Source organism: Shewanella sp. SM71 (assembly GCF_025653905.1).
GTDB classification, from domain to species: domain Bacteria; phylum Pseudomonadota; class Gammaproteobacteria; order Enterobacterales; family Shewanellaceae; genus Shewanella; species Shewanella oncorhynchi.
The window spans coordinates 111,655-136,500 of record NZ_JAKKRW010000013.1 but is presented as its reverse complement, the minus strand read 5'-3'; the positions used below and the strand labels follow the sequence as shown (position 1 = coordinate 136,500).

The 24,846-nt window shown below is 46.7% G+C and carries 26 protein-coding genes and 1 other RNA gene; 17 read left to right on the top strand and 10 right to left on the bottom strand.

The features are described 5' to 3' along the window. The first annotated feature begins 95 nt into the window (after positions 1-95). The 4 genes from aroK to L5L97_RS14175 are packed head-to-tail and all read left to right on the top strand — an operon-like array spanning position 96 to position 4,040. Positions 96-611: a shikimate kinase AroK gene (gene aroK, locus L5L97_RS14190; RefSeq protein WP_006083542.1), complete on the top strand. Its 516-nt coding sequence runs from the start codon at positions 96-98 to the stop codon at positions 609-611. Positions 612-620: 9 nt separating this feature from the next. After that, on the top strand, positions 621-1,697 hold the full coding sequence (gene aroB / locus L5L97_RS14185; protein ID WP_113941457.1) for a 3-dehydroquinate synthase: 1,077 nt from the start codon (positions 621-623) through the stop codon (positions 1,695-1,697). Between the two features lie 18 nt (positions 1,698-1,715). Next, positions 1,716-3,152, top strand: coding sequence for an AAA family ATPase (locus L5L97_RS14180; RefSeq protein ID WP_263182469.1), 1,437 nt, complete (start codon positions 1,716-1,718; stop codon positions 3,150-3,152). Between the two features lie 48 nt (positions 3,153-3,200). Continuing rightward, entirely contained in the window at positions 3,201-4,040 is an 840-nt protein-coding gene (locus L5L97_RS14175) for a Dam family site-specific DNA-(adenine-N6)-methyltransferase (RefSeq protein WP_131525404.1), read from the top strand. Positions 4,041-4,058: 18 nt separating this feature from the next. On the opposite strand, the gene L5L97_RS14170 is transcribed toward L5L97_RS14175, so the two are convergent. Next, positions 4,059-4,244, bottom strand: coding sequence for a DUF2970 domain-containing protein (locus tag L5L97_RS14170; protein ID WP_105250532.1), 186 nt, complete (start codon positions 4,242-4,244; stop codon positions 4,059-4,061). Further along, the gene (locus L5L97_RS14165; RefSeq protein WP_105250531.1) at positions 4,244-4,609 is read right to left on the bottom strand and encodes a hypothetical protein; all 366 of its coding nucleotides are present in this window, start codon (positions 4,607-4,609) and stop codon (positions 4,244-4,246) included. The genes L5L97_RS14170 and L5L97_RS14165 overlap by 1 nt, the downstream gene beginning before the upstream one ends. 276 nt (positions 4,610-4,885) lie before the next feature. Here L5L97_RS14165 and rpe point away from each other — a divergent pair, with 276 nt between their 5' ends. The 3 genes from rpe (at position 4,886) to trpS (ending at position 7,307) form a co-directional block, all read left to right on the top strand. Continuing rightward, positions 4,886-5,560: a ribulose-phosphate 3-epimerase gene (gene rpe / locus L5L97_RS14160; protein ID WP_012090481.1), complete on the top strand. Its 675-nt coding sequence runs from the start codon at positions 4,886-4,888 to the stop codon at positions 5,558-5,560. Between the two features lie 2 nt (positions 5,561-5,562). Next, the gene (locus L5L97_RS14155) at positions 5,563-6,240 is read left to right on the top strand and encodes a phosphoglycolate phosphatase (protein ID WP_263147652.1); all 678 of its coding nucleotides are present in this window, start codon (positions 5,563-5,565) and stop codon (positions 6,238-6,240) included. A gap of 68 nt (positions 6,241-6,308) precedes the next feature. Further along, complete coding sequence (gene trpS, locus L5L97_RS14150; protein WP_131525401.1) at positions 6,309-7,307, top strand: tryptophan--tRNA ligase; 999 nt, start codon at positions 6,309-6,311, stop codon at positions 7,305-7,307. Between the two features lie 60 nt (positions 7,308-7,367). Here the strand turns inward: trpS and L5L97_RS14145 are convergent, their stop codons facing one another. Then, positions 7,368-8,240 carry a LysR substrate-binding domain-containing protein gene (locus L5L97_RS14145; protein ID WP_263182467.1) on the bottom strand — a complete coding sequence of 291 codons (873 nt, stop codon included), beginning with the start codon at positions 8,238-8,240 and terminating at the stop codon, positions 7,368-7,370. A gap of 120 nt (positions 8,241-8,360) precedes the next feature. Between L5L97_RS14145 and L5L97_RS14140 the strand changes: the two genes are divergently transcribed. Further along, positions 8,361-9,245 (top strand): DMT family transporter, encoded by an 885-nt coding sequence (locus L5L97_RS14140; protein ID WP_263182465.1) that lies wholly within the window; start codon positions 8,361-8,363, stop codon positions 9,243-9,245. A gap of 75 nt (positions 9,246-9,320) precedes the next feature. Here L5L97_RS14140 and dolP read toward each other — a convergent pair whose 3' ends face one another. From dolP to L5L97_RS14120, 4 genes are all read right to left on the bottom strand, one after another. Beyond that, positions 9,321-9,887, bottom strand: a complete 567-nt coding sequence (dolP, locus tag L5L97_RS14135; protein WP_105250526.1) for a division/outer membrane stress-associated lipid-binding lipoprotein — start codon at positions 9,885-9,887, stop codon at positions 9,321-9,323. Further along, the gene (locus L5L97_RS14130; RefSeq protein WP_105250525.1) at positions 9,884-10,477 is read right to left on the bottom strand and encodes a phosphoheptose isomerase; all 594 of its coding nucleotides are present in this window, start codon (positions 10,475-10,477) and stop codon (positions 9,884-9,886) included. The genes dolP and L5L97_RS14130 overlap by 4 nt, the downstream gene beginning before the upstream one ends. Positions 10,478-10,585: 108 nt before the next feature. Continuing rightward, positions 10,586-10,912: a YraN family protein gene (locus tag L5L97_RS14125; RefSeq protein ID WP_263182463.1), complete on the bottom strand. Its 327-nt coding sequence runs from the start codon at positions 10,910-10,912 to the stop codon at positions 10,586-10,588. Next, positions 10,909-12,804, bottom strand: coding sequence for a penicillin-binding protein activator (locus tag L5L97_RS14120; protein ID WP_263182460.1), 1,896 nt, complete (start codon positions 12,802-12,804; stop codon positions 10,909-10,911). The genes L5L97_RS14125 and L5L97_RS14120 overlap by 4 nt, the downstream gene beginning before the upstream one ends. Before the next feature lie 88 nt (positions 12,805-12,892). Between L5L97_RS14120 and rsmI the strand changes: the two genes are divergently transcribed. The 5 genes from rsmI to L5L97_RS14095 all read left to right on the top strand — a co-directional run bounded on the left by rsmI (position 12,893) and on the right by L5L97_RS14095 (position 15,649). Further along, a complete protein-coding gene (gene rsmI, locus L5L97_RS14115; RefSeq protein ID WP_105250522.1) occupies positions 12,893-13,735 on the top strand; it encodes a 16S rRNA (cytidine(1402)-2'-O)-methyltransferase in 843 nt (280 codons plus the stop codon). A gap of 65 nt (positions 13,736-13,800) precedes the next feature. After that, positions 13,801-14,152, top strand: an RNA gene (rnpB, locus tag L5L97_RS14110) — RNase P RNA component class A. A gap of 373 nt (positions 14,153-14,525) precedes the next feature. Then, positions 14,526-14,870, top strand: a complete 345-nt coding sequence (locus L5L97_RS14105; RefSeq protein WP_263182458.1) for a DUF883 C-terminal domain-containing protein — start codon at positions 14,526-14,528, stop codon at positions 14,868-14,870. Between the two features lie 9 nt (positions 14,871-14,879). After that, on the top strand, positions 14,880-15,383 hold the full coding sequence (locus tag L5L97_RS14100; RefSeq protein WP_263178918.1) for a hypothetical protein: 504 nt from the start codon (positions 14,880-14,882) through the stop codon (positions 15,381-15,383). A gap of 11 nt (positions 15,384-15,394) precedes the next feature. Next, the gene (locus L5L97_RS14095) at positions 15,395-15,649 is read left to right on the top strand and encodes a hypothetical protein (protein WP_113941445.1); all 255 of its coding nucleotides are present in this window, start codon (positions 15,395-15,397) and stop codon (positions 15,647-15,649) included. Positions 15,650-15,677: 28 nt separating this feature from the next. Here L5L97_RS14095 and L5L97_RS14090 read toward each other — a convergent pair whose 3' ends face one another. Continuing rightward, positions 15,678-16,304 (bottom strand): TetR/AcrR family transcriptional regulator, encoded by a 627-nt coding sequence (locus L5L97_RS14090; protein WP_263182457.1) that lies wholly within the window; start codon positions 16,302-16,304, stop codon positions 15,678-15,680. A 238-nt stretch (positions 16,305-16,542) separates the two neighbouring features. Between L5L97_RS14090 and L5L97_RS14085 the strand changes: the two genes are divergently transcribed. Next, complete coding sequence (locus L5L97_RS14085; RefSeq protein ID WP_263182456.1) at positions 16,543-17,247, top strand: DJ-1/PfpI family protein; 705 nt, start codon at positions 16,543-16,545, stop codon at positions 17,245-17,247. 65 nt (positions 17,248-17,312) lie between these two features. On the opposite strand, the gene L5L97_RS14080 is transcribed toward L5L97_RS14085, so the two are convergent. After that, the gene (locus tag L5L97_RS14080) at positions 17,313-18,959 is read right to left on the bottom strand and encodes a hypothetical protein (protein WP_263182454.1); all 1,647 of its coding nucleotides are present in this window, start codon (positions 18,957-18,959) and stop codon (positions 17,313-17,315) included. 191 nt (positions 18,960-19,150) lie between these two features. Beyond that, complete coding sequence (locus L5L97_RS14075) at positions 19,151-20,371, bottom strand: threonine/serine exporter ThrE family protein (RefSeq protein WP_263182452.1); 1,221 nt, start codon at positions 20,369-20,371, stop codon at positions 19,151-19,153. Positions 20,372-20,528: 157 nt separating this feature from the next. Between L5L97_RS14075 and L5L97_RS14070 the strand changes: the two genes are divergently transcribed. From L5L97_RS14070 to gntR, 3 genes are all read left to right on the top strand, one after another. Next, entirely contained in the window at positions 20,529-20,939 is a 411-nt protein-coding gene (locus L5L97_RS14070) for an MAPEG family protein (RefSeq protein ID WP_113941441.1), read from the top strand. Between the two features lie 215 nt (positions 20,940-21,154). Continuing rightward, on the top strand, positions 21,155-23,590 hold the full coding sequence (locus L5L97_RS14065) for a YgiQ family radical SAM protein (protein ID WP_263182451.1): 2,436 nt from the start codon (positions 21,155-21,157) through the stop codon (positions 23,588-23,590). Between the two features lie 222 nt (positions 23,591-23,812). Beyond that, positions 23,813-24,811 (top strand): gluconate operon transcriptional repressor GntR, encoded by a 999-nt coding sequence (gene gntR / locus L5L97_RS14060; protein WP_263178912.1) that lies wholly within the window; start codon positions 23,813-23,815, stop codon positions 24,809-24,811. Positions 24,812-24,846: the final 35 nt, after the last annotated feature.

Here is a 24,846-nt window from a genome sequence, read left to right as displayed (position 1 = left end):
TCGGTCAAGTCTCATAAGAGCAAGGTAACATATAGGTCGGCTTGATGTTGAGTCGATATAGGCATACTTTTCAATAAGATTCAGACGTACAAGAAATGGCTGAAAAACGTAATATTTTTCTGGTAGGCCCTATGGGCGCAGGTAAAAGCACAATTGGTCGCCATCTGGCGCAAATGCTGCATTTAGAATTCCACGATTCGGATCAAGAGATTGAACAACGCACAGGCGCTGATATTGCTTGGGTGTTTGACGTCGAAGGTGAAGAAGGCTTCCGTCGTCGTGAAGCTCAGGTTATTGCTGATTTGTCTGAGAAACAAGGTATCGTCCTTGCCACCGGTGGTGGTTCAGTACAAAGCAAAGATATCCGTAATCATCTGTCTGCTCGTGGCATTGTGGTTTACCTGGAAACCACTATCGACAAACAGGTCGCTCGTACTCAAAGAGACAAGCGACGCCCATTATTGCAAGTGGATGATCCTCGAGAAGTGTTGGAGAATCTTGCAGAGATCCGTAATCCATTGTACGAAGAAATTGCCGATGTGATTGTCAAAACCGATGATCAAAGCGCAAAGATCGTCGCAAATCAGATCATTGAGCAATTAGGTTTTTAGGCAGAATTTATGAAGCAAATTCAGGTTGATTTAGGTGTACGTAGTTATCCCATTTACATTGGCCAGAATTTGATGAGTGATGGCGAGACTTTGTCTCGCTACCTGCTTAAAAAACGTATTCTTATCGTCACCAATGAAACTGTCGCGCCTTTGTATCTTAAACAGATACAAGAGACGATGGCTTCGTTTGGTGAGGTAGAGAGTGTTATCCTTCCCGATGGCGAACAATTCAAAGACTTAGCACATCTAGATACTATTTTTACTGCACTGCTGCAGCAAAACTATGGTCGAGATTCTGTGCTGGTGGCTTTGGGTGGTGGCGTGATTGGTGATATGACGGGCTTTGCCGCGGCATGTTATCAACGTGGGATCGATTTTATTCAAATTCCGACAACTTTATTGTCGCAGGTGGATTCTTCCGTCGGCGGTAAAACGGCTGTTAACCATCCTCTTGGTAAAAACATGATTGGGGCCTTTTATCAGCCACAAATCGTGCTTATCGATACTTTATGTTTACATACGCTTCCAGCGCGCGAGTTTGCGGCGGGAATGGCGGAAGTCATCAAGTATGGCATCATGTGGGATGCTGATTTTTTTCAATGGCTTGAAGATAATGTAACGGCGCTAAAAACCTTAGATGCCGAAGCATTAGTTTATGCTATCTCTCGTTGCTGTGAGATTAAAGCCGATGTGGTTAGCCAAGATGAAACTGAGCAGGGCGTGCGTGCTTTGTTGAATCTGGGTCATACCTTTGGTCACGCGATTGAAGCCGAAATGGGCTACGGTAATTGGCTGCATGGTGAAGCCGTGTCAGCTGGCACAGTCCTTGCTGCTAAAACAGCTAAGGCACTGGGGCTTATCGATGAGTCAATAGTTTGTCGTATCATACAGTTACTACAAGCTTTTGATCTTCCAGTGAGTGCGCCGGAATCTATGGATTTCGACAGTTTCATTCAACATATGCGACGCGATAAAAAAGTTTTAGGCGGTCAGATTCGACTGGTGCTCCCAACGGCAATAGGCCGCGCGGATGTGTTTAGTCAAGTCACAGAATCTACCCTTGAACAGGTTATTCGCTGCGCATAAAAACTGTGTGGTGGGCGAGTGACGTTTCAGGGTTCTGTCTTGCTTCCTTCTCAGGAAGCCCTCATACAAAGAATGCATCATGTTGCCAGTTATAGCGATCAGTTGCTGGTGCTTTCTGGTGTCAGCGGTTCAGGAAAAACGACCTTAGTTACCGGATTAGCGACCGATTTTGACGAGTCAAATGCGGCATTTGTGATTTGTCCTATGCATGCCGATAACGCTGAGATACGCCGCAAAATTCTAGTCCAGCTAATTTCATCCCCTATTTTTGACGACGACATTCCCCTCGCCGATACCCTGTTGCGGCTTGCGAGCACGCAAACTAAACCCCTACATATCATTATCGATGATGCGCATTTATTGCCTAAGGCGCTATGGGCTGAGTGTATTATTCTCAATCAAATTCAGTGTGCGGGTAAGAATATTGCCGTCACGCTCACGGTTCCACCGGCATTCTTAGCGGACCTATTGCCACAATTACCCGAGCAATTGCGGCGGCAAATATTGCCTATCAGTATTGAGCCGTTAACCATGCCAGAGCGTGAAGCTTTGTATCAAACATTGCTGAGATACAGCGATCAAAACCCTTTTACGCCAAGGGAAATCGTACGCAGTCAGCTTGAGAAGCAAACGGGTACGCCGCAAGAAGTGGTCAATCTGTTAGATAAAGCCTTGCATAGCCCGCAAGAGAAAACATCTTCTTGGATGAAATATAAAGCTGTGGTGGTGACAGCTGTGAGCATGTTGTTAGCGCTAGGTATTTGGCTTGGTGTTACTCAACCATTTTCTGAAGAGCAAGCCCTAGAGACTGCGACTTTTCCTGCGATAGATTCACCCGCTTTCTTGTCCTATGGGCAAAAAATCTTAGCCCCCTATTTTGCTCTGCGCGCTGAACAATTAAAGTTTGCCACTGTAACCGTGAAAGTTAACGAACTAGATACATCCAAAGCCAAAACAGAACAGGCTGTCGATCCATTAAGTGAATTTCATGGTGAGGCACCACATCCAGAGCCTGATGATGCTGCCTTAGTGAGTGTTGGTGAAGTGAGTAGCAAGTCTTTTGGTGATGATGAGCCAACTGTGGATGCAGAGCCTCAAGCTAAAACGGTAGATGTTCAGTCCCCAGCGCCAGAGGTGGCAAAGGTTGATAAAACAGTTTTGGAACCGCAAAAGCCACTCAAAGGTTATACCGTACAAATAGCGAGTGTTGCTCAGCTAGATACCCTGCGTTCGACATTAAAGAGTCTTGAGAATGTCGAGGGCGTTCGAGTCGCAAAGTATAAACAGCGGTGGGTTGTTCTCGTTGGTCACTATAGCAGTAGCAAATTGGCTTCGAATGCGGCGGCGCAATTGGTTAAGGAGTATCGTTTTGAGCAACCTTGGGTCAGAAAATGGGCCGATTTGAAAGATTATCAAGTAGAAGAAAGTCTCTCAAATCGTGAAATTTCAGAATAAACAGAGTACAATCATGGCCTTTATTTTTGTCGGCATTCATCAAGTTAAATGATAAAAAAACACAGAGCCTTCCTTAAGTGGGCTGGCGGTAAATTTAAATTGGTGGATGATTTAGCCAGTTATTTACCCGCAGGAGACCGTTTGGTCGAGCCGTTTGTGGGTGCAGGATCCGTTTTCTTGAATACGGATTATCCTAGCTACCTGCTCTGTGACATTAATCAGGACTTGATCGAGTTATATCAGATCGTGAAGCATCAACCAGAAGCATACATTGCCGCCGCTAAAGCATTGTTTGTCGATGAGATGAATCAAAAGGAAGCTTACTATCAGGTGCGGACCGACTTTAATAAATGTCGCGACCCTTTCCAGCGTTCTGTGTATTTTCTTTATTTAAATCGCCATGGTTTTAATGGCTTATGCCGTTATAACCGTAAGGGTGGCTTCAATGTGCCCTTTGGCTCCTATAAAAAACCTTATTTCCCCGAAAAGGAAATCTGGGCCTTTTCTGAAAAAGCGCAACGTGCTGAGTTTAAATGCATTGGTTACGAAAAAGCCTTTGAGCAGACACGCAGTGGCGATGTTATCTATTGCGATCCACCTTACGCACCGTTATCTACTACATCCAGTTTCACGACATATGTTGGTGCAGGTTTTAGTTTAGACGATCAAGCACTGCTGGCTCGTCATTCGCGCCATACCGCGTTAGAGCGTGGTATTCCGGTATTGATTAGTAATCACGATATTCCATTAACTCGCGAGTTATATCGCGGCGCGCATTTAGCGAAAATTCAAGTGCAACGCAACATTAGCCAAAATGGCAGTGGTCGTAACAAAGTGGATGAGTTGATGGCGCTATATGATGAAAACTACGATCCAAAAGACGACTAGTTTCAACATAAATAACGTTTAGCTAAGCACTTGTCCTACGAGAAACATCAGACTTGCCACTAGGATGACAGCTAATACTATGCCCATCACTATGTAGGGCAATGGGGAACTGGTTTGAAAATCTTTTTTACGATTTTCGCTAGTTTGTACCCCGAAAAAGGCGGCAACGGTACTGTGGAATACTTGCCAAATGCGGCTAAGCATTAATAGGCGAGATGCGACGTAGTGGGCTTGAGATCATCCATAGGTTTATCTTGATGACCATGTAATAGTTCAAGTAGATCGACAAAGTGGAACTGACTCGAACGGTTTTTACCTGTAAGCCACGTTTTCCAGCTTAAGGTTTGTGCTTGATCGGCGCAGCGATTATTAGGGTGGCTACTGGGCAGTGCATTGTTGTAGCGAGTGTCATTGCTACAAGCGCAAGATGCAGTTTCGGTATTTTCCGTAAGTTTTTCAACGCCAAAAGCTAGCGTGGCCACTACAACTGCAGTAAATGCCAACATCATAGATGACTTGAATGTCACCGACCTAACATAGTGTGAAAACTGACTAAACCGCTCCATCATAACGCTTCCTTTGGAATGAACCAGCACTGCGCCTCGAGTATAACAAACTCGCTTAGTTTATGAACAAAAAATTATCAATTCCAGCCAAAATGCTCGGAAATATTAGCTTATTTTACCGAATCTAAGCCCTAATTTACTGCGATAGCTGCAGAGTGCGCTGCTTTACTGACATAGACATAGCGGATCAATTGCCAGAAATGTGGCTTTAGCTATAGAGGCTTAGCTTGGCTCAGGGTAAAATAAGGCACTTTTTATCCAAATAGCAGCGAGTGTTTTATGCGTCCATTCTTGATTGCTCCATCAATTTTATCTGCCGATTTTGCCCGTTTGGGTGACGATGTAAAAGCTGTGTTAGATGCGGGAACCGACGTAGTACATTTTGATGTGATGGATAATCACTATGTTCCTAACTTAACGATTGGCCCTATGGTGTGCCAGGCACTGCGTAACTATGGGATTACCGCTGATATTGATGTGCATTTGATGGTCAAGCCGGTTGACCGTATCGTGCCTGATTTTGCTAAAGCGGGCGCGTCTATTATTACTTTCCACCCAGAAGCCTCTGAGCACGTCGATCGCACTCTTCAGCTCATCAAAGAGTGCGGTTGCAAGGCGGGTCTCGTGTTTAATCCTGCGACACCACTGCATTATCTTGACCATGTGATGGATAAACTCGACGTGATCCTATTGATGTCAGTGAACCCTGGTTTTGGTGGTCAATCCTTTATTCCATCAACCTTAGATAAGCTGCGCCAAGTGCGTGCGCGTATTGATGCCAGTGGTTTTGATATTCGTTTAGAAGTCGATGGCGGCGTTAAGGTCGACAATATCGCAGAAATCGCGGCCGCCGGTGCGGACATGTTTGTTGCGGGCTCGGCTATTTTCGGCAAGCCCGATTATAAGGCCGTTGTTGATGAGATGCGTGCCGAACTTGCTAAAGTTGGGGCATAGCCATGTGGGATAAGATTAAAGCGATTGCGTTTGATCTAGATGGCACGCTGATTGACAGTGTGCCTGACCTAACCGTTGCCACGCAGGAAGCCTTAGCCGAGTTAGGTTTGAAGAGCTGCTCTGAGGCGCAAGTTCGTACTTGGGTCGGTAACGGTGCAGAGATGTTGATGCGCCGTGCTATGAGTCATGCTTTGGGTACGGATGTTGAGCAGACCGCGCTTGATACGGCCATGCCGATTTTTATGCATCATTATCAAGAAAATCTTGAAAAGCACAGTGCGCTGTATAGCGACGTGCATCAAGTGCTGCAAACTTTGTTTGATGCAGGCTTTAAGTTAGCGGTTGTCACTAATAAACCCTATCGTTTTACCATGCCATTACTCAAAGCCTTTGGGATTAACGACTTTTTCAGCTTAGTGTTAGGTGGTGATACCTTAGCGAAGATGAAGCCCGACCCTTTGCCGCTGCAGCACTTATTGCATGAGTGGCAATTGGAGAAAACTGAGTTATTGATGGTCGGCGATTCTAAAAACGACATTTTAGCGGCGAAAGCGGCTGGGATAGCGTCAATCGGCTTGACCTACGGCTACAACTACGGTGAAGATATTGGGCTCAGTGGCCCAGATGCCGTATGTGGGCAATTTAGTGAGATTCTGAACTGGGTAAAACCTACCAAGTAATGGGGGTTACCTGTTCTTTAGTCGATTTTTTAGTCTTTTTATATAATAGATAGTGGAGCAATGACGTAATGACCAAACCCATAGTACTCAGCGGTGCACAGCCGTCCGGCGAATTAACCATAGGTAACTACATGGGTGCATTGCGTCAATGGGTTGCGATGCAAGATAGCCACGACTGCCTGTATTGTGTCGTCGATTTGCATGCCATTACCGTGCGCCAAGATCCTAAAGCGTTGCGCGAAGCGTGTTTAGATACCTTAGCCCTGTATTTGGCCTGTGGCGTCGATCCTAAAAAGAGTACAGTGTTTATCCAGTCACAGGTGCCACAACATACGCAATTGGGTTGGGCATTAAACTGCTATACCCAAATGGGCGAGTTGAGCCGCATGACTCAGTTTAAAGATAAATCACAAAAGCACGCTAACAACATCAACGTGGGTTTATTTGGCTACCCAGTGTTGATGGCGGCGGATATTCTGATTTATCAAGCGAACGAAATCCCCGTTGGCCAAGATCAGAAACAACACCTTGAGTTAACGCGTGATATCGCTACTCGTTTTAACAATGCCTATGGTGATACTTTCACCATTCCTGAGCCGTTTATTCCTGAACTTGGCGCTAAAGTCATGTCGCTGCAGGAGCCGCTAAAGAAGATGTCTAAGTCAGACGACAACCGTAATAACGTTATCGGCCTGCTAGAAGATCCGAAATCAGTGCTGAAGAAGCTGAAAAAAGCCATGACAGACAGTGATGAGCCGCCAGTCGTGCGTTTTGATGTGGATAATAAACCGGGTGTTTCTAACCTGCTGAGTCTCATGTCGGGTGTGACAGGGCAAAGCATTGCGAGCCTAGAAGCCGAGTTTGAAGGCAAGATGTATGGCCATTTGAAAGGTGCAGCAGGTGAAGCGGTTGTGAGCATGTTAGAGCCACTGCAAGAGCGTTACCGCGCGATTCGTGCCGACCGTGCTTACTTAGACCAAGTGATGAAAGCTGGTGCACAGAGTGCGCAGGCGCGTGCCGAAGTGACCCTGAAGAAAGTGTATGAGAAGATTGGTTTGTTAGTGTAATCAATCGATCGATAAATTAAGCCGACGTTCGCGTCGGCTTTTTTGTGCCTGTAATTCATCCTAAGCCTGTGATTTTAGCCAAGATGAGAAAGCGGCAATCGCAGGTTCTGATAAACGGCGCTGCTTACAAAAGAAGGTAAATTCAAATCCGGTATGCACATCGGGAAGATTCAAGGCGACTAAACGCCCCGTGGTGATATCGCCAGCCACCATAAAGTCCGGCGCTAGGGCTAAGCCTTGGCCGGCAATCGCTGCTTCAATCGCCATCACAATATGACTAAAAACATGCTGTTGTTCGTTATCGAGTGGTATTTGGTGCGCCGATGACCACTTATGCCAGTCGAGCCCTAATGGTCCTTCATCAACCACCAGCAGGGCTTGTTGCTGGAAATTACTCAGGCTTATGTCGCGCCATTTAAGGTAAAAACTGGGGCTGCATACAGGAATTAAACGCTCTTTGTGCAGTAACTGTTGCCAATAGCCACGTTGATTTAGTTTGCCTGCGATGAAGATATCCGCGGTGCTGGTGCTTAGATCAGGATCTTGGGTGATCATCTCGAGGCGGATTTTCACGCTCGGATATTGGCGGCGAAAATCGGTGAGTCTGGGGATCAACCATTTCACCGAGAAGGAGCTATAAACGGCTAAGCACAGCTGCTGATTGGGCGTGTCGCGAATCTTCAAATTAAGGTCACTTAACTCGTTGAATATCCGCTCTAACTCTAGAAATAGTCCGTGCCCCTTAGGCGTTAACTGCAGTTTACGCCCCTGACGGTCGAACAGTTGCTCGCCAAAATACTCTTCTAATACTCGCACTTGGTGAGACACTGCACTTTGGGTGATGCACAGTTCATCGGCGGCCTTAGAAAAATGCTGCTGTCTGGCGGCTGCTTCAAATACTTGTAGAGCGCGTAATGGCGGGAGCTTTCTCATGATTTTCAATATCTAAAGGCTTTAGTATGAATTTAATTCATCTAGCATGAGAAAGCATCATTTCAGCTTAAGTTTTGCGAGGATTATCATGCCGCCATTGAGATTTATGGATGTTAAAAAATGCAACGCCCAGTAGTTATTGGTTTGATTTTATTGATAGTAGGTAACCTATTCAGTGCCTTCTATGATGTGTCGATCAAGTGGTTACCGGACGATGCGAGTGCCTCGACTTTCCTCCTTGTCAGGCAAATCTCTTCAGTATTTATGTTGTTGCCAGTGTGGCTGTATTCGCAGCGTCCGATGACGACACATATCTCAGTTCACCTTTGGCGTGCCAACATAGGCTCAGTTGGCGCGCTTTTTTTAATTATTGGCTTAATGGCATTACCGCTCGCGACAGTTAGCTCATTGTTTTACTCCGCACCGCTAATGATTATTTTGATGGGGTATTTCTTCCTGAGCGAGAGGATCACCGCTGCTCAGACAATCTGTACTGGCTTAGGTTTTGTCGGCATCTTGATTATCCTGCGACCGAGTGAAATGAACTGGTACGGCATTGCTGTGCTGTTTTCTGCTTTTACCTTTGCAGTGAATCAGTTAGCACTTAAAAAAGTACCCCATACTGAGCATCCCGTGCTAACGCTAATGCTATATAACTTGCTGGGTATTCCGGCAACGTTAGTGATTGCAGCGTTTCAGGGCATCGAAGGTTTGAGTTGGGAGCTGGTGGGCGTGGCCTTGCTGAGCAACGCATTTTTATTGGTTTATCACTGGTTTTGTGTGTTGGCTTACCGCAAGGCCCAGGCGAGTGATATCGCGATTGCGGAATACACAGGCTTGTTGTTTATTGTCTTTTTAGGCTGGTTGTTGTTCGATGAATGGTTGGATAACTTAAGTTGGCTCGGTGCAGCCTTAATCGTATTACCTTCGTTGTTTTTACCTTGGTTAGGATCGATCCTATCAAAATCGGCACCTAAGATAGCGGATACACTCACGGGAAAATAACAGCGAGGGTTTAAGCCTAAGTGGGCGAGTTGGCTCACCACTTAGGCTTAAGTTTTAAATAGATAAACTGCAAAATTACTTAGCATACTCAAATACTTTCACCACTTTACGCACGCCAGCAGTATTACGGGCGATATCAACAGCTAAGTCTGCTTGTGAGCGATGAATAACCCCCAGCAGGAAGACTTCACCATTTTCAGTGATGACTTTAATGCGAGTCACATCCAAATCTTTTTCGTTCAGCATGCGGCCCTTCACTTTGGTTGTAACCCAAGTGTCATTGCTGCGGGTGGTGAAAGAGGTTGGATTGCCAATGCGGATTTGATTATGTATTTTGCCGCCGAGCTTAAGATCTTGTACGACCTTGATGGCTTTATCCCTTAACGTAGAGTTAGGGGCTTGGCCTATCATAAGTACATTGCCATTGACGGATACACCCGTGATATTCGTTTGTTTTTTAAGATCTTCTTGCTCTAGCAGTGCGCTGGTGATCTTAAAATCAGTATTGGTATCATCAAGCTGAGTCTTAACAGTACGTTCGTCGTTGGCCATCATAGCGCCACTGACTGCGCCCACCATAACGGCACCGGCGCAGCCTTGAAGCAGCAAGCAAACCATTAACAGCGGGGCAGCGTGTCTCATTGCTGCTCGTCCTGTGGGAAGAGGGTGCGGTCAATATTGTCACACAGGCAATGGATCACCAGTAAGTGCACTTCTTGGATACGTGCAGTGACATTTGAAGGTACGCGGATTTCCACATCGTTCACGCTCAGTAGGCCAGCCATAGCGCCGCCATCTTTACCTGTTAGCGCTACGATAGTCATGTCGCGGCTTAATGCGGCTTCAATGGCTTTAATCACGTTACCTGAGTTGCCACTGGTCGAGATTGCTAGCAGAATGTCGCCCGGTTGACCTAAGGCAAAAATCTGTTTTGAGAAAATCTCATCATAGCTATAGTCGTTGGCGATAGCTGTGATGGTTGAAGTATCGGTAGACAGAGCGATGGCCGGTAAGGGTGGACGTTCAATCTCGTAGCGGTTTAGCAATTCTGCTGAGAAATGTTGCGCATCGCCAGCACTGCCGCCGTTACCGCAAGCAAGGATTTTATTGCCACCCAAAAGACAGTGCACCATCATCTCGGCCGCTTTGGCGATGGATTCTGGCAGTGCTTCGGCTGCATCGATTTTTGTCTGGATAGATTCAGTAAAGCTGTCTTTAATGCGTTCTAACATGGATAAATCCTTTCAGGATAAAGTGTTGCTATCATGCCATATTTCCACAAGCGTGTTGAGGCACAGACGTTAAAATAATTTGTGTAGTCACTCTTTCACTATTGGCGCTTAAAAGGCATCGACCAGCCAATGAATTTGATTAGCTTCCATGGCGATGACATCGAAACGACAGGGCACATCGAGTCTATTGAGTTGTAAATAGTGGCTAGCCGCTTTGCGAATTCGCGAAATCTGCGCGCTGCTTAGGGCCTGTAATGCGCCGCCATATTGATTTGCCGAACGATACTTCACTTCGACAAATACCCAATGGTTTTTATGGCGCATGATTAAATCAATTTCCCCAAACGGATAGCGGACATTACGTTCGACAAAAGTTAAGCCTTGTTGTTCAAGGTAACGTTGGGCGTGCGATTCTGCCTGCTGTCCGAGTGTCATAACTGGCGGAAGCTACCTCTTTCATAACGTCCCCAGCTTAATTGGCGGTTGACTATGCCATCTGGACTGACAGATAAAGCACCACTGCGACCATTGAATTGATAACCTGTGAATGAGCGCATTTGCGCCAAACGGCCGATCAAATCCATTGCATCATAACCCATAACAAACAAACGTTTCTGACTGTTATTCCAGCCCGAAAATAGTGTGTTGACCATCAGATTTTCTTCGCCGTTTTGCATTAGCCAAGGTGCGTCGCTTAGGGTCAGGTTATTTAAATCCTGCGCCGTTTGTGTGCTTTCATTTTCAACTCGGCTGCGGCTTGAGGTATATAAAGGCACAGGTTGTGTGAAAACGCTAAAGTTGACGTCGATAAAGGCCTTGAGCAGGGTTAGATCCTGTGGCGTTGAAATCATATAAATGGCATCAATATCTTGGCGCGAGCGGAAGTCGGCTTGTACTGAATTGCCTAACAGCTCTTTAATACGGGCGATCCGCTCTTGGCTATCGCGCACGCCAAGGGCATCTTGTACTGTGGTGCGCATTTTATCACCGCCATCGAAGTAGTGAACTTCGACAGGGTTATCGCTCTTCTTTTTCCATGCTTGAATAAAGCTTTCGGCCATGCGTTTGCCAAGGGCATCGTTACTGGCCAGCAGTAACGGCATAGTTACGCCATCTTGATATAAATGCTCCGCCGCATCGGCCGCCTCTTGTGCGGGAGATAATGCAAAGTAGAACTTATTCGGATCGGGTGTGAACTTATCAACCTGATTTAAAAATAGTTGCGGCACAGGCGTAGCAGGTGCTGTATTGGCTGTTTTGTCTGGGTTAGCAGTATTAGTTACCGCATTAGTGGTGGCTGTGTTTGCCGCATTGATCACTTGCAGTTGTTCAATTTCCGTAGGCAATAATGGGCCAATAATAAATTCGGCTCCCGCAGTTAGCGCCTGTTGGTAAGCGCTGGCAGCATCGTTTGCCGTGTCATAAAAGTTGACTGCGACTTGGTCATTTTGCTTGGCCATGTAACTGGCTAATATGCCTTGGCGAATTGCATTGGCAGCGTTAGCTCTTGGGCCTGTCAGCGGCAACAGCACAGCAATGTTTTTTGGCGTAAATGGCTTAGCGTTTAAGGCTCTGTCAAGATCGGCGGGTAGCTTAGCCGCTGCAGGATGATAAGGATTTTGTTTCTGCCATTCGCCTAAGTAGCGTACTAACTGTGTCGGATCGACAGCATAATGCTTCGCGATATAAGCCAATTGCAACCAACCCGTAAACACAGGAGTCTTAGCATCTTGGGTAAAGGCTTTTAAGGTTTGTTCGTGCATTGGCTGCAGCACTTGCCAAATCGCGTTATTCACCTCGTTGGCTTGGGCGGGGGGCAAGTAAGTCGTCAGTAAACTCAGTTCACGCACTTGCTCAATAGGCTGTTTATTCAATTGATATAAATGCGCCTTGAATTGGTGATAAGCCGTCATCTGCCAGCTTGGTAAGCTCCAATTGCTTGGATAATTCAGAACTTTAAGTGCATCACTATAGGTGGACGTGTGTTCAAGCACGCGCGCGGTCAAGTATTTATGTTCGGCCAAAAATGTTGGGCTCTGATTCAAGCTTGGCTGTATCGATTTAAGTAGCTTCTGCGCCGCTGCGTAGTCGTTGGCATTGATATAGGCATGGGCTGCGAGCAGCAGATTAGTATCGCGCTGCTGCGGATCTTTGCTATTGGCGGCTTGTGCCAAATACACATTGGCCGACAAAGGTGCGGATGCTAAAGAGGTGGCCACAGTGGGTGCAGTTCCGGTCGAGGTGGGCGTTGAAGTGCCACAACCCGCCAAGATTACCGATAAAATGGCCACGGAAACGAACTTAGTTGTATTCAGGCTTTTTAACACTGGGCTTCACTCTGGTAAGATGCAGCCTCTAGTTTAACCTTCTCTCGCGCTTGACGAAAGTCTTGGCACTGTCATTACAGAGGTATATATGGACCAAAGCGTCGCACTCTACATAGTTCCTACTCCCATAGGTAATTTGGGCGATATGAGCTCACGGGCAATAGAGGTGCTGAATCAGGTTTCATTGATCGCCTGTGAAGATACTCGCCACAGCGGTAAGTTATTGAGCCACTTTGGTATTACTACAAAAACTACGGCGCTGCATGATCATAACGAGCGTGCTCGTGCCCAGTGGATTGTCGATCAGCTTGCAGCTGGGTTGTCAATTGCATTAATTTCAGATGCGGGTACCCCGTTGATTTCCGATCCGGGTTATCACTTGGTCTCCCATGTGCGCCAATCTGGGTTTAATGTGATCCCCTTGCCCGGCCCTTGCGCGGCAATTACCGCCCTGAGCGCCTCGGGTTTGCCATCGGACCGTTTTTCTTTCGAAGGTTTTCTGCCCTCTAAAGAAAAAGCCCGCGCTGATAAGTTATTGGCACTGAAAGAAGATCCGCGCACGCTGATATTTTATGAATCACCCCATCGCATCGAGCACAGTCTAACGACTATGGTTGAAGTACTTGGTGGCGAACGCCATGTCGTCATGGCGCGTGAAGTAACCAAAACCTTCGAAACTTTTTTATCTGGTCCTGTCTCAGAGGTGCTTGCCACCGTAAGTACTGACCCGAATCAGCAGAAGGGTGAAATCGTGCTTATGGTGCATGGCTACCATTTGAGTGATGACGAAGCAATTCCCACCGTCGCCATTAATACGCTCAAACTCTTATGTGAGGAATTGCCATTGAAGAAAGCTGCAGCAATTGCCGCGCAAATTCATGGACTTAAAAAGAACGCTCTGTACAAATACGGCCTAGAGTCTGATTTATAAGCGCTAAAACGGTTACGAGCGGATTATCTGTGGTGCATCAGGGTGGCTTAGGCTATAATCCGCGCCGAGTTGGCCAGACAGTCGCCGCGTTCGCAAGAACGGGGAGGAAAGTCCGGGCTCCAAAGAGCGGGGTGCCAGGTAACGCCTGGGCGGTGCGAACCGACGACAAGTGCAACAGAGAGTAGACCGCCTGCCTGATTTATCAGGTCGGTAAGGGTGAAAGGGTGCGGTAAGAGCGCACCGTGCGGCTAGCAATAGTTCGTAGCAAGGTAAACTCCACCCGGAGCAAGACCAAATAGGGTTCCGTATGGCGTGGCTCGCGTTGGAACCGGGTAGGTCGCTTGAGCCTGTGAGCGATTGCAGGCCTAGATGAATGACTGTCCAAGACAGGACCCGGCTTATCGGCCAACTCACCTCATTCAACAAAAAGCCCGTTTGTCGTAATGACAAACGGGCTTTTTGTTTTTTTAATTTATACGGTAATGATAAATTTTATTTGATTAACTCATTAAAACATCAGAGTTATCTCGTTCTCCCGTCCCTTCAGTCTATCGCTTATTTAGCTTTCAGTTTAGCCGCCATTACAGCTATTTTTAGTCCTTCTTCGTCGCAGGTAAAAATTACTCAATGCAGGTAACATCTACCGTTAACTGGGAGGGTTAATAGAAATAATGGAGTTCTAACCTTTTGTTTTTATGCGTTTATATTGTTTGGTATAGCCATTGCATTGGTTTGTCCGCAAAGTGCAGCATCTTGTTGCATTGCACAGTGTTCACCAAGGAGGCTTTCTATGGCCAGTTCAAAAAGCGTAGCAGAACAAACTAACAGTGTAGCAGAACAAACTAACAGTAAAGATAGCGGTGCTTTAAATTCACCCACAACAGCGAAAGCAACTGAAGTGACGCACCATGCTGTTGATGTAGTAGCAGAGAAAGCCGCAGTTGCAGAAGACACTTTGCGTAAAACGGCAGCTAGCTCACAGGAAACTCTGGCGCTCAAGCAGGAGGAAATCAAATTACAACTGCAAAGTTCTTATAGCAAAACCCGTGAGTTGGCAGCGCAAAATCCATTGGCTACAGCTGGGATTGCCTTTGCCGCTGGCGTGGTATTAACGGCTTTATTGCGCCGTCGCTAAGGTGGATTTATGCAAAACCGTGCAAGGTCAGAGGCGCCAGAACAAAGGCCCGTCCAGCATAGTGCGCAAACCGCCAAAACAGGGCAGACAGCATCAGCTGCTGCCCAGCATAAAGTTATTGATCAGGCAATGGAGCAACTGGCTGAAATAGCTGTTCTTAGCAGTTCAGTGAAGCAAGCCTATCTCGAGCAGTTGAAGTTGGCCGGGGAAATAGCAACGGCAGAATGGCGGTTAACAGGGCGTAGCCTGATTATTGCTGCGGCTTTAGTCGTCTGTTTTGGTACTGGCATTACGTTATTCTGGGGCAGTATTTTATTGCTGTTGGGCTATATGCTGTTTCAATTGAGCGGTTCGTTATTGGCCACTGTGAGCGCTTTGGTGGTGCTACAGTTTGTTTTATTGCTTTGGTGTTGGCGTAGTCTTGGCTATGTGCTGTCACAAACTGGCTTTTCGAAGACTTGGCAGCAATTACAGCTTTTGCTCTCGACTCGAGAGTCGGAACATCAAAAATAGGAGGCGCGACTATGCTAATTCAACAGTTACTTAAAAAACAGCAGTTGAAGCTGACTGTGCTGACGGAACAAGGCCAGTTGCAGCATGATTTGTTACTGATGAGGAAACGACAATTAGCGCAAAGCAGTCGTGATTTTATAGGGTCGACACCAGGTTTAATCGTCAGTTTTAGCCTTGGCTGCCTGTTTCAAATGCGCCACAACAGCACTGTAAAACTACTGCGTAGCACCTTTGGTTTGCGTTGGATTACCAAACTCATCGCTTGAGAATGATGTAAATGCCGTGATTTCTACCTTAATGATTTCCATTGGTGTGGGCTTCGCTGCTATTAGTTGTCGTCAATGCAGCTACAATCATGCCTCGAGTCAGTAAGTGTAAGTATTTTGCTTGTTGTATAGGGCAAGGTGTGGGACTGGCGATAAGTTGTTGAATTTGGCTTAAATAAAGAGCTGCTATGCTATGGGCTAATGTGTAGCTTGGAATAATAAATTCGTCAGTGTTGAAGGTGTTGACCAATTTATTTTCGATATGTTGCACAAGTTTAGTTTGTAATTGTTTAGTTGCTGCATCGAGGTCGCTACCTAGTCTAAATGACATGGAACGGCGAAACATGCTGTTTCGGCTAAAAGTAATAAGCAGTTTTTCCAATGAGGGTGGTGTGTTGGTTGAAAGCCAGTCTTCGGTTGACTGAAGATCTGCGAATATATCTTCAAAAATATTTTGATGTAGTGCAATAAGAATATCCAACTTGCGTTTGAAGTAGCGATAAAACGTCGTGCGCCCGACATCGGCTTTGTGCGCAATATCTGCAACTGCAATATCACGATAATCTTGTTGTTTAAGCATTTCCTTGAAAACGTGGAGAACCTTGAGCATCGCTCGCGGGCTTTGTTTTATGCGCATGTGGGGCTTGGTGTGCATACTGGATTTTGCTCCAAATTCAATTCAGGCGTTTGATTATACATTAGCCTCAATGGCTCTTGTGTTGTGATTTTTGCTTAAGTGGAACAGATAGGCTCAGGTGTACCATTTGAAACATTCGGGCGAGTTTGTGCCTGATGGTTAGGAATAATGGGCTTTATAGTGACGGTCATAGGGTTAACTGCAACGACAGTGTTACCTGAAATATGAAATTGTCACTACCGATGGAGAATCTGTGATGAGTGAAAATATTGAAGCGGCTCAAAGTGATAAAACAAATAATCCAATCAAGCACAAATTAAGAGTAGGTATTTTCCTTTATCCCGGCATGACGATGCTCGATGCCTATGGGCCACTACAGTTTTTAGCCTTTGTGCCATCATTTGAAACCTTCACTTTTGCGAAAACCAGCACGCTATTACCCTGTGATGCGGGCGTTAACTTACAGCCTAATTACGATTTCGATAATTGTCCGCCGATAGATATCCTTTTAGTGCCTGGGAGCGCAAATCCTTTGGCGCAAATACAGGATGAGCAAGTCATTTCTTTCTTAAAATGCAAGGGGGAGCAAGCACAATACATTACATCTGTATGCACTGGTGCCTTGATTCTTGCGGCAACAGGTTTACTTAATGGTTATCGTACGACCACTCACTGGGCTTATGCTTCAGTGTTGGCACAATATCCTCAAATTACTTTTGAAAATAAACGTATTGTGATTGACCGTAATCGGATCAGTGGCGGCGGTATTACTGCAGGGCTCGATTTTGCTTTGGCACTCATTGCCAATATAGAGGGTGAACAACAGGCGAAAACACTGCAGTTATTGTTTGAATATGATCCTAAACCGCCCTTTAATTGCGGTTCTCCCATATTGGCAGACGCTCTTTTGATACAGAGGGTTGAGCAGGAGGTTAGGCAGATAGCGTCAGGATTATTTTAGGCCACAAGGCGTCAAGGATTGTCTTAAAAAGTACATAGTTCATACGATTATAATGTACCTTAGGTTTAAAAACTGCTTTTCACTAGGAATCGCCATTCCCAGCTGTTTACTGACTCGCCGCCCGTATAAGGGAGTGAAAAATCAATATGGGCTACGTTGCCATAGCTGGATCGAGAGGAATAAATCCGCGCGCCTATGCCTATGCTACCTAGTGGACCGCTGACTTCGTTATTCTCGGCGAGTTGGCCGCCGGAAGCTTGACCCAGATCGGCAAAGACTGCCCAGCCTAATTCAGCCAGTTGGTATAAGTTGATATTGGGGTAGTTGCGTATCTCGGCGGTCAGTAACCACTGATTATCCCCTTGTTGGTATTCGTTTGGATAACCGCGCACGCCAGTTTCATCCCCTAATCCTTTTGTTAGATCCAGATAAGTGTTCTGTGAAAGGCTAGCCCAAGCTTTGCCATAAGCCGTCCACTTAGGATGGATTTGATAGAAGTATTCGGCTTGAACATCGACCTTATAAGTATCTTTTTGGGTGGTACCGATAGTGCTTGTCCCCCCCATTTCTAACAGCCACAGTTGATCGTTAAACTTATACCCGCCAGTGCTTTGCCAGTTAACGTGGTAGCCTAAGGGATTATTATCACCTATATCATTGGTTTCTATGCCGAATTGTACATAGTGATGCCAACCTAAGTTAAAGTCTTCATTGTTGGTGATCAGGTGAACATTATTCAGTACGTGAAAATCATCTTCGATAAACTCGTAGGCGACCCAAGGGTACATAAAGTCCCTGTCTTGAGGGAGCATGGAAGTAGGATAGCGCTCAGAATGGACAAACTCGTGCTTGTCTTGGGTGACACCGGTAATAAAGCGAGAAAGGTGCTGACTGTTTTTATTAATTAACCAGCCATATTGCAGATTGAGATAGTCGACTGTGTGTGTGAACTCATTCACCTCTTGCCCATTTTGTCTGAGGGTATCTGTACGGTTATCGTCTAAAAACTCCGCCGAATACATGGTACTCGTATTGAGGGAATAGAAGGGCTTACTCACATAAACGTGTTTAGCTTGGCCGTCGCTATTGTCGTAGAACTCAGCGGCAACTGTGCCGTGTTCAATAATGCTGAGCGGCGCTTCGAAAGCAAATTTATAGCCATTCCGAGATTCATTGGATTGATATTTAAGTCGAGTGCGGATCCCCGTTCCAAGCAAGTTGTCTTCTTTGAGCCCGAAGGAGTAACGTGTGTCGCCACCTGAACTACTCAAACTCGCTGTCGGTAATAATGACCAATTATCCCAGGTTTCCACCACCACGGACTCAACGGATGGATCGACATCGGCTTGGGGATCTTTTTCTGCGATATAAATTTTCGCGTCGCGAATATAAGGCATTGCCCGCAAAAGTCGTTGGGATTCGTCGAGATCTTTTTGTGTAACAGTATCATTTTCGCTGAAGGTTAGATTATCGAGAACCACATATTCTTTGGTATTGATATGCAGGGCGTTAGCCCAGCGATGGATAAAAAATGCATCGGGATCGGATTCATCGAAAATGGGGTTGTTGACCACCACAATCTTGCTGACTTTTTGTTTGGTTTGACCTTGGTTTGCGGGATCGGCGAGCTTAGCCTCTTCTGCTTGGGCAACCCTGGTTAGGTTGCCAACACAACAAGATAGGATGCATGCATACTGAAAAAATTTCTGCATAAAAGGCCACTCCCATGAAATCGACGACTGCAGCGAAAACAATTTCACGTTGCAATTCACAATTTAATAACACATGGAAAACGAGTGTTAGTCAAGGAAACATTTTAATAAGTTTCTTATTTTACTTAAGGTTAGCTTAAGATTATCTTGAGGTAGCGGCTGGGCGCGGGCTCCAGCCGGATTAGCGATTGTTACAGTGTACGCCTAGGTGGGACAGCGACGTTAGCAAAGATGAGCCCCGCAATCAGCGACATAAAAATCAAAAAGATTTGCGAGCCTATGTGCGACTGATTGAGCATGGTCTCACCTGAGATCAGTGCATTGAGTCCGATATAGGTTTTACTGCCGGGGACTAAGATCACTATTCCCTGCAACAGGGCGATGGAGGCAGGCGCCTTCATCCAGCGGGCGAAGAGGTTAGAATAAATTCCTACTGCCAAGGCACCAAAGAAGATCCCCACCGAATCACCAAAATAATGTCCGCCGAGCATGGCTGAGAAAAACGCCACTATCCCAGCCAATACGCCCCAAGGCGAATCTTGCATCCTTGCTTTGAAGATAAAAACCAGCGCCATAGATAGAATCGGAACCGCCGACCATATCGCCCAGCGAGGTAAACCTTCAGGTTCTATGTGAATCGCTTCGCCGAACATAGCTTTACCGATTGCCATGCCGAGCACTGCGCCAAAGTACAGCTTAAATAATTGCATGCTCGCATCCATGATGCGCGCCGTGCCAGAAATTAAATCCCGTGCGGCGAGTTCAGCTAAACCTAAGGTTAAGGCTAAGCCGGGAATAAAAATAATAATGGAGGAGAGGATTACTACTGGGATATTAATATTTGGATCGATACGCGCTATGCCACAGGCTGCGATTGCGCAAAGGATAGTGGCGAAGGGTTCGAGCACTTCGGCCATGCGGGCCGAGCGTTCGGCACGATATACCAAGCCATAGACGAATAAGCCTAATAATCCTGACCAAAATACATCGTTCCAACCCGTGCCCATCAGCATAGCGAAAGCGGCGGCAGAAGTTCCAAAAGAAAAGCAAGTTAATACAGGGCCATAGGGATTGGGTTTATTGGCAATTTCTTCTAAGCGATCTAATGCCTCGGTCAAAGTACGTTTACCCGAGGTTAACTCATCGACCAATTCATCGGTGCGGGCGAGTGAGCCCAAATCGAGTTCACCGGGCTTAACGCGAGCGGCATGGTTATATTCTTGATCAGTATCATGTTGCAAAACGAAGGTCATCGACGTCGGAGAAATAAGGAAATAGCCTTCGATACCTAAGGTGCGAGCAACGGTTTGTAAGTGGGTTTCTAGACGATAAGCAGGTGTGCCAAACTTATGCAAGGCTTTGCCTAGCTTTATGATAAATCTGCGTTTTTCGATAAACTCGTCGTTATCCAATCGGGGTATTCACTGTATAAAAAGTTGTAGGGAATGACGCGCGCATATTAACCTATCTTGTCTATAAAAGGTTAATGGCTTTTAACCTTAATACAAATAAATTGCTGATTTTTTGCAGCTCGGGCTATAGTCAGCTTTTTGATAAGGGGAAATAGGCATGTCTTTGATGGTAACGGGTCTTTACGCTAGCCTCACAGGGCTATTAATTGTCGCTTTGGCTTATCGAGTAGTTAAATTAAGGCGAGGTCAGAAAATCGGCCTAGGGGATGGTGGTAACAGCACCTTAGCTTTGGCTAATCGAGTGCATGTTAACCTGATCGAAAATGCGCCTATCGTATTGATTTTAATGCTGGTGGCCGAAGCGGGTGGCTTGCCTGCATTTTATTTACACTGTTTTGGGACTGTGTGGATAGTGGCGCGCTTACTCCATGCTATTGGCTTAACTCAAGGCCAAGGTGGTTATCATTTTGGTCGTTTTTGGGGCGTATTGCTCACTTGGCTAGTGATTATCAGTTTGGCGTTGGTGAATTTGCTGCATTTTGCTCAAGGTTTAGGAAAGGGTCTCTAGGCCCGCAGGTTTGGGCGGTCAATTCCGCCCTAAGCCATATCCATAGCGGATTTAGGGGTATTACGCTTCCGGCTCAAATACCCCTGAAAATGCCTCGAGTGGTGTTTTTTTAATCGCATCTATCCTCCATTCCCTGCTATACTCCGCGTCCCTAAATTGGCGTAACTTATTTTCGTGGCGCCTTTATTTGACATTACGTTTTCGGGTCACAATCCATGCAAGTTGAATCCACACTCTTTAGTCATCCCAAGTATTGGGCCACGGGCGACAGCACTGCGCCTTTCTTACCTATGTCTCGCAAGGAGATGGATAAGCTTGGTTGGGATAGCTGTGACATCATCATAGTCACAGGCGACGCTTATGTGGATCACCCAAGCTTTGGCATGGCGGTGATCGGCCGTATGTTAGAGGCTCAGGGTTACCGAGTTGGGATTATTTCCCAGCCAGATTGGTCGAGCAAAGACGCCTTTATGCAATTGGGCCGCCCGAATCTGTTTTTTGGCGTCACCGCCGGTAACATGGATTCGATGATCAACCGTTACACTGCCGACCGTCGTTTACGCTCCGACGATGCTTATACTGCGGGGGATATTGGTGGTAAGCGCCCAGATCGCGCCGTGACTGTGTACACCCAGCGTTGTAAAGAAGCCTTTAAAGATGTGCCTGTGATTATTGGTGGTATCGAAGCCAGTTTACGCCGCATCGCCCATTACGATTATTGGTCGGACAAAGTGCGTCGCAGTGTGATTTTCGATGCCAAGGCCGACATTTTGATGTACGGCAACGCCGAGCGTCCTTTAGTCGAAGTGGCACGCCGCTTAGCTGCCGGTGAACCGATAAGCTCGTTGCACGATGTGCGTGGCACAGCCGTTATCCGTAAAGAGCCGCTGCCCGAATGGCGCGGTATGGACTCGCGCAAGATTGACCAACTGCACAAGATAGAGCCGCTGCCGAATCCTTACGGCGCCGATGATGTGGGTTGTGCTAACTTGTCCGGCCCGTCGGATGTGAAGATATTCGATAACGAAGCCCCTAAGCCTATTAGCGTTCAACCGCCTAAACCTAAGCCATGGGATAAAACCTATGTGCTGCTGCCAGCGTTTGAAAAAGTGTCCGAAGACAAATATTTATATGCCCATGCTTCACGGATTTTGCACCAAGAGCAAAACCCAGGTTGTGCCCGTGCGTTATTTCAACCCCATGGCGACCGCGCCGTTTGGGTGAATCCGCCCGCATGGCCGCTCAATACCGATGAGATGGATGCGGTATTCGATTTACCCTATCAGCGCATTCCTCATCCTATCTATGGCAAGGAAAAAATCCCTGCCTACGACATGATCAAGACGTCTATCAACATCATGCGTGGTTGCTTTGGTGGCTGTTCTTTCTGCTCGATTACCGAGCATGAAGGCCGAATCATTCAGAGTCGTTCACAAGAGTCGATTGTTAAAGAAATCAAAGATATTCAGGAAAAAGTGCCAGGCTTTACTGGGGTGATTTCCGATTTGGGCGGCCCCACCGCCAACATGTATCGTTTAGGTTGTACCAGCGAAAAGGCCGAAAAAACCTGTCGTCGTTTATCCTGTGTGTTCCCATCGATTTGCGGCCACTTAGGCACAGATCATAAACATACTATCGACCTATATCGCGCTGCGCGTGCCGTACCTGGCATTAAGAAAGTATTGATTGCCTCTGGCGTGCGTTACGACTTGGCGATCGAAGATCCGGCCTACGTTAAAGAGTTAGTGCAGCACCATGTGGGCGGCTACTTAAAAATCGCCCCTGAGCATACCGAAGAAGGTCCGCTCAGCAAGATGATGAAGCCCGGCATGGGCGCCTACGATAAGTTTAAAGAATTGTTCGACAAGTTTTCTAAGGAATCGGGTAAAGAGCAGTTCCTGATCCCTTACTTTATTTCGGCGCATCCAGGCACGACCGACGAAGACATGGTGAACTTAGCGTTGTGGTTGAAGGAGCGTAAGTTCAAGCTCGACCAAGTACAGAACTTTTATCCGTCACCGATGGCGAATGCGACCACGATTTATCATACCGAGTTAAACTCGCTGAAAAACGTTAAGCACACCAGCGAAGTGGTATCTGTGCCGAAGAAAGGGCGCCAACGTCGCTTGCACAAAGCATTGCTCCGTTATCACGATCCTGCGGGTTGGCCATTAATCCGTGAAGGCTTAACCGCCATGGGGCGTGAAGACTTGATCGGTAATAGTCCGCATCAGTTAGTGCCGCCAGAGGGTCGAAATGAGCGCGGACCTAAGTGGATGAAAGATGCCAACCAAGGCCAAAAAGCCTTTACTCGCTTCTCGGGTAATCAATTTGATGACCGCAAGGGCGATGGCAAATCTAAAAGTCCGGCTAAAGGCGGCGCGCAAGCTCAAGCTGGTGCTGAGTCAAAACCCGCTGCTAAAGGCGGAAAACCAGCAGCGAATGGCGCTAAGCCAACGGGATCTAAACCAACTGGCTCTAAACCTAGCGGAGCTCATTCGAGCCGTCCGGGAGCGAAAGCGCCCTTCGGCCAGTCTGGTTTTAAGGCCGGCGGCGCTCAAGCGAACAGCAGTGCTAAAGGCGGAAGCCCATCAAAAACGGGTGGTAAACCTGCAGGAAAGCCCTCTCAGGGGCGCCAACAGGCTAAGTAACAGTTTTCGCCATCACAAATAATGTTCAAAGGCCGCTCCAGATATGAGTTTGGAGTGGCCTAGCTAGCATGGTCATTCCGCTAAAATAGTCCTCAACTGGTATCGCTGGGCGAACTATTATAAGATCCCTGTCTGATGTTTATGTCTACTATTTGTTTATATTCGATATTTTAGCTATACATCTCACCCATATCCGCGGTTCGTTAACTAACATTAGATATTATGAATAAAAAGCGTAGACCCAGTCTTCAAGACGTTGCCGATCAAGTTGGGGTCACCAAAATGACGGTGAGTCGCTATTTAAAAAATCCAACAAGGGTGGCGCAAAGCACTCAAGAGAAGATTGCTGTCGCACTAGAAACCTTAGGTTATATTCCTAATCGCGCGCCGGAAATTTTAGCGCAAGCAACCAGCCGCGCCATTGGCGTGTTAGTGCCTTCGTTAACCAACCAAGTATTTGCTGAAGTGCTGCGCGGTATCGAGAATGTGACCGGCAAACGCGGTTATCAAACCATGCTGGCTCACTACGGGTATCAGGCTGAATTAGAAGAAGAGCGGGTGGCATCACTGCTCTCTTACAATATCGATGGCTTACTCTTGTCCGAAAGTTACCACACGCCGCGCACCGTGCGAATGATTGAAACGGCGGGCATTCCGGTCATCGAAATGATGGATAGTGTGTCGCCTTCGATTCAACAGTGTGTGGGTTTCGATAACACAGCGGCCGCATGCGAAATGGTTAAGGCCATGATTGCACAAGGCTATCGCCACATTGCTTACCTAGGTGCGCGCATGGATATTCGCACTCAGCTTAAGATGCGAGGCTACGAGTTAGCGATGCAGGAGGCTCAGCTTACACCTTTGGCGATGACCACAAATGAGGCCTCGTCGTTTTCGTTGGGGGCGTCGTTATTGCAACAAACATTAGCGAAATATCCCTATGTAGATAGCTTTTTTTGCACCAACGATGATTTGGCTGCAGGGGTGATATTTGAGTGTCAAAGACAAGGCATCAAGATCCCTGAACAAATTGGCGTTGCAGGATTTCATGGCCATGATATTGGCCAATCTATGACGCCAAAATTGGCGAGCATTATTACGCCGAGAAAAGAGATTGGTCGAATTGCTGCCACTGAGCTATTAGACAGGTTAAATGGCAAAGAGAGAGCAGAATCGGTTATCGATCTGGGCTATCGTATTGATTTAGGGGAAACACTGTAGACTTCCCCTCGTTCTTTCGCTTAACGGCTAATGTT